The following is a 4572-nucleotide window of genomic DNA, read 5'->3' as shown; positions in this document are numbered from 1 at the left end:
GACAAGTCGGACAGGCTCCTAGCGGCGGCGATGGTCCTCGTCCAAGGTGCGCGCGAAGATCCGCATCGTCTCCTCGTGCGCTGCGCCGTAGCCCGGAAGCTCGTTCATGCGGCGACCACTCCCGTTCGGATCATCGGGAGCGATGCTCGCAGCACGTCGATTCCTTTTCAAGTCGCTAACGCACTTTTCATACAAGATGGCTGAGGTCAAATGCGTTACTTGTTAGTGAATCGTTACTAATGCCGCGACTGCACGCTCATGACTCCACGCATTGATCGAACCAAGGCGCTGAACAGCCAAGTGCTTCTTTCCTGATGATAGCGCCCCTTGGTCGGTCAACCGAGCACTGCGTCACATCAGCGAAATCGGCTCAAACCAGGCGGCATCGAAGGTGCAACCCGGCCTGGGCGGCACGGCATCGCCATCCTCGCTCACTCCGAACTCATTTTGACCCCGATGACGAAACAACGTCGCAACCCTTCAACGCTCTCGCAACAACCACCGCCCCGACCCGTAATCCGGCGTGTTGGTCCCCGGAATGGCATCGTAGACCTTGCCGTCGCGGATGATCAGACGGTCATCGGACCCGTAATCCGGCGTGCGTGTGCCGGGGATTGCCGGATAGACGATGCCGTTGCGCTCGATCAAGAGCGGCCCGCCGTAGTCGGGGGTGTTGGTGCCGGGGAGCGGGCGGCGGATTTCCGTGTCGGCCGGTGCGGATGTGGCGAGCATGGCACCGACACCCAGCAGGGCCCCGCACAGGATCGTCCTCATCGACAATGTCATCGGGTCTTCTCCTTGGTCATCTCCGTGGTCACCACTCGCCGAGGATCCGCGCTTGGAGTGCGAGGAGTCCCGGGATCAGGGCCTCGCCGGCAACGATCGAAGCACCGACCTCCTCGATCCCGTAGCCCCCGAGGTTTCCGGACGCCACGCAACGTCCGACCTCGGTCTGCCAATCCAGTTGGCTCGGATCGAGCAGTGCGTTCAATTCCTCGCAACTCGGCGAGCGTGGCTCGAAGTCGCGATGGCATGCAGCGAGCGCCGGGGCGATCTCGCCGACCCACTCCAGATGCCGTCCGAGGGCATCGCGGCAGCGCAAAAACGCCGCGTAGGACGTCTCCGCCGGACTCGGCACCGATACCATCGCCGTCGCCGTCGCCGACGCAGGGATTTCGGCTTGAGAGAGAGCCCGAGACCATTCCAGGAGCGGCTGTTCGGGCTGCGAATTCTGAGTGCTCGCGCACGCACACCCGAGCGTCGCGGTGATGGCCAGGATCGGCGGTATCGCGTGTCGCATCGCGTCTTTCCGGGGAACGGAGTCCTTGGCGATCGCCCCTATGCAGCGGCGTTCGAGAGCTGGGTGCACCGAGGATGACACGACGATGCGACAAACCCGGTCGGATGCCTTTCACGGTGTCGATTAACCGGTGGTGGTCGCGAATCGGCTAACGACGACGCCCAAGAGGTCGAACCCCAGCATCCAAACAGATAACCATGCCAGAACTATACTTTTAAGGAAATCGCGGATCACGTTTGAAGACGTTCTCACGGGAACGGTCGCGGAGGACTACTGGGAGATACCGGTATCCTGACACAACAAGATCCCGGCCCCATCGGCGGACTACCGGGGGGCCGGACCAGGAGAATCCCGGTCGGCTCTGCCGACACTCCACCGACTCCCGAGGCAATACCGACACCGGGTCGCCGACCCGAACGCCAGGATGATGGTCCGGGCTCCACGTCATGCGGGCCTGCATCGGACCTGTCCGGATCGCGATCAACCCACCCGGGTGCATTGACCCGCGCGCCGCGCCAACTCGCCCTGGAGGGCCTCGGCGAAGGCCTGCTTCACCTCCATCCAGGATCGGCTGGCGATGGTGATCGGTGCCGGCGCCGGAAAGTCCTTGAACCAGGGACCGTAGGAGGGCCGCAACACCTGCTCGCGCTCGGCGGCGAGCACCGCGAGGTCCGCGCCCTTGACCTCGGGCGGCTCGGGCTGGATGAGGCCGAAGACCTCGGCCACCACGGCGCTGATGCGCGCCTCCACGGCTTTGTACTCCGGCAGCACCTGTTTCAGCGGACTCACCATGTCGCCGATGTACGCCTCGGCGGCATCGTGCAGCAGCCCGTCCAGACGCAGCACCGGGGACAGCAGCTCGGCGACGTGGAGCGAGTGCTGGGCCACGCTGTAGGGGAACAGCGCCGCGCCGTTGAAGCGGTTCATCAGCGACAGTGAATGGACGATGTCCTCCAGGCACACCATCTCGGGACGCGGATCGCGCAGGTCGAACGCGATGCCCGAGTAGGTGTGGATGTGGACGGGCGCGGCGAGCGGGCGGGCCTCGGTTCAGTGATGGTCTCGGCATCATGCCACCGACCGCATCAGGACACCCGATCCCGCTCGAGCCGCGAGCATGCGGCCCGACGTGCACGCCCACTGCCGACGGCGCGTCGAAGGACCCCGGGGCCTTCCCCCGGAACCTGCGCACACCACACCCGACACCCCGAGGCGATCGAACGGTGATGACGACGGATGGAAATTCTTCAATTTTAGAAACCGATATCTCTGCCAAATGAGGCTGAACTCGCTGAGCTGGCTTCGCGTGAGGCTGCTTTCGGCTCACATGCGGAGCAGCGCAGGGTGATGCGCGGCAAGAACCCTTCGACAGCGGCCAGGTAGCGCTCCGGCGCCTCGACATGTGCCAAGTGTGAGCAGCCCTCCAGGAGCGTCCACTCGGCATCCGGCAGGCCGGCGAGCATGACCTGGTTGATCGTGGGCGTGGATTCGTCGTGCTCCCCTGAGATCAGTAAGGTTGGGATGCGGATCTCGGCGAGCCGGTCAGTGCGGTCCCAGTGCTTGAGGTTGCCGGTGATGCAGAACTCGCTCGGTCCCCACATGACGGTGTAGGGCTGGCCGATCTGGTCGAAGGAGCGCTGCACCTCAGCCGGCAACGGCTGCAGGCGAATCACATGGCGGGCGTAGAAGTCGCCCATGGCGGCCTGGTATTCGGCACTGTCGGTGCTGCCGGCGGTCTCGTGATGGTCGAGCACGGCGCGCACTTCGGTGGCGAGCTGCATGCGCAGACGGCGCGTCTCGGCGCCCCAGAGGGGCGCGCTGGGGGTGCTGTTGGAGAGAATCAGCCCGTGCAGCCCGGGCGGCTGGGTGAGGGCGTACTCGATGGCGAGCATCCCACCCCACGATTGGCCGAGGATGACCACCTGATCCAGCCCCAGGGCCTGGCGCACGGTGGCGACTTCAGTGACGAAGCGCGGCAGCTGCCATAGCTCCGGGCGGTCGGGGCGGTCGGAGCGCCCACAGCCGAGCTGGTCGTAGAAGATCACGCGCTGCACGGGCGAGGCGAGCGCTGCGAGATTCTGCAGGTAGTCGTGAGGCACGCCGGGACCGCCGTGGAGGATGAGCAGGGGTGTCCGCTCGCGCGGCGCACCGCCGCCGAGGCTGCGCGACCAGATGCGGTAGCCCTGCTCGACGGCGATGAACTGCTCGGAGTCAGGCAGGGAATGAGTCTCTGCGCGTTTGGATGGCGACGACATGGGCGCGTCTCCTCGGGCCAAGCCTGTTGGATGATCTGGGAACCCCCGCGGTGATGTTGCCGATCCGCCCGTGCACTCGCTGCCGCGAGCCTTCCAGCAGCGAAGGAGCTGGCGCACCATTGGCGCCGGCTTGACGGGCGTGAGGCCCTGTGGGAGCTTCGCCACAAGCGCGCACTGCGGCAGCGGGCGCCCACCAACATCCGCGCGAGGATCCGAGCGGACTTCGACGATGTCAAGGCACGACGCATAGGGGCCTTTGATGCCGGGCGAATCATCCGGCGGGGAGAACGGCGCTGACAGCCGAGGCGCGTGTTTCATCGTCAAAATGAACGCTGTTGTTTGGAGGTGTTCCATGTTTGCGCACATGTCCATCGCCTTGTTGGCGATCACGTTGGTCTCCATGGCGAGCGGAGTCCAAGCTACTGAGTCACCTGATCAGTATCGCTTCGTCCTCATCCCCAAAGTCGCGCATCCTTGGTCCGAGAAGGTCAAGGATGGCGCCCTGGAGCAGGCCCGCTTCCTGGAGGCGCAGACGGGGGCCAGGTTTGAGATCGACTACCGTCCGCCGACTGCTGCAGACGTCGCGGAGCAGAACCGCCTCATCAAAGAGGCCACCGCCAGCGGCGCAGACGGTATCGCGCTGGATCTGCTCGATCCCGCGCTGAACCGACCTGCCATGGCCGCTGCGCTGGCGGCCGACATTCCCATGGTGGCATTCGACTCGGTCGCTCCCGATGAACTCGGGATTCTGAGTATCGGCAACGACTTCCGCGCCCAGGCAACAATGGCCGCGGAGCGGCTGGCGGAGCTGATGGGCGGCAAGGGCAAGGTGGGGCCTCGATCATCCCTTCGCCCACATCGGCCGCCAAATGCGTAGTCAGGCCATCCTGGCCTGACAGAATCAGGGCTGGAAGCCCTGACGACGCAGGGTCCGCAAGCAGTTGGACCAAACGATGATCAAGGCCGCAAGGTGGCCATCATGCAAGGTGTTCCAACGGGTGTGACCGAAACTGATGC

Annotated in this window: 5 protein-coding genes; 1 reads left to right on the top strand and 4 read right to left on the bottom strand. The window is 64.9% G+C overall.

The features are described 5' to 3' along the window. Window positions 1-480 precede the first annotated feature (480 nt). The 4 genes from B4N44_RS17725 to B4N44_RS17710 all read right to left on the bottom strand — a co-directional run bounded on the left by B4N44_RS17725 (window position 481) and on the right by B4N44_RS17710 (window position 3555). On the bottom strand, window positions 481-786 hold the full coding sequence (locus tag B4N44_RS17725; protein WP_296703744.1) for a hypothetical protein: 306 nt from the start codon (window positions 784-786) through the stop codon (window positions 481-483). A gap of 28 nt (window positions 787-814) precedes the next feature. Next, window positions 815-1147 carry a hypothetical protein gene (locus tag B4N44_RS17720; RefSeq protein ID WP_296703742.1) on the bottom strand — a complete coding sequence of 111 codons (333 nt, stop codon included), beginning with the start codon at window positions 1145-1147 and terminating at the stop codon, window positions 815-817. A gap of 633 nt (window positions 1148-1780) precedes the next feature. Next, complete coding sequence (locus B4N44_RS17715) at window positions 1781-2266, bottom strand: hypothetical protein (RefSeq protein ID WP_296703740.1); 486 nt, start codon at window positions 2264-2266, stop codon at window positions 1781-1783. A 287-nt stretch (window positions 2267-2553) separates the two neighbouring features. Continuing rightward, window positions 2554-3555, bottom strand: coding sequence for a proline iminopeptidase-family hydrolase (locus tag B4N44_RS17710; RefSeq protein WP_296703736.1), 1002 nt, complete (start codon window positions 3553-3555; stop codon window positions 2554-2556). A gap of 352 nt (window positions 3556-3907) precedes the next feature. On the opposite strand from B4N44_RS17710, the gene B4N44_RS17705 reads away from it, so the two are divergent. Beyond that, a complete protein-coding gene (locus B4N44_RS17705; protein WP_296703732.1) occupies window positions 3908-4432 on the top strand; it encodes a substrate-binding domain-containing protein in 525 nt (174 codons plus the stop codon). Window positions 4433-4572: the final 140 nt, after the last annotated feature.

This window comes from Thiocapsa sp. UBA6158 (assembly GCF_002423035.1).
GTDB lineage: Bacteria > Pseudomonadota > Gammaproteobacteria > Chromatiales > Chromatiaceae > Thiocapsa.
Note: the sequence above shows the minus strand (reverse complement) of the source record. Positions and strands in the feature narration are given on the sequence as shown.

Bases quoted from the DNA above. Each gene is read 5' to 3' on its own strand.
- B4N44_RS17725 (WP_296703744.1), bottom strand. From the start codon at position 786: ATGACATTGTCGATGAGGACGATCCTGTGCGGGGCCCTGCTGGGTGTC.
- B4N44_RS17720 (WP_296703742.1), bottom strand. From the start codon at position 1,147: ATGGTATCGGTGCCGAGTCCGGCGGAGACGTCCTACGCGGCGTTTTTG.
- B4N44_RS17715 (WP_296703740.1), bottom strand. From the start codon at position 2,266: ATGGTGTGCCTGGAGGACATCGTCCATTCACTGTCGCTGATGAACCGC.
- B4N44_RS17705 (WP_296703732.1), top strand. From the start codon at position 3,908: ATGTTTGCGCACATGTCCATCGCCTTGTTGGCGATCACGTTGGTCTCC.
- B4N44_RS17710 (WP_296703736.1), bottom strand. From the start codon at position 3,555: ATGTCGTCGCCATCCAAACGCGCAGAGACTCATTCCCTGCCTGACTCC.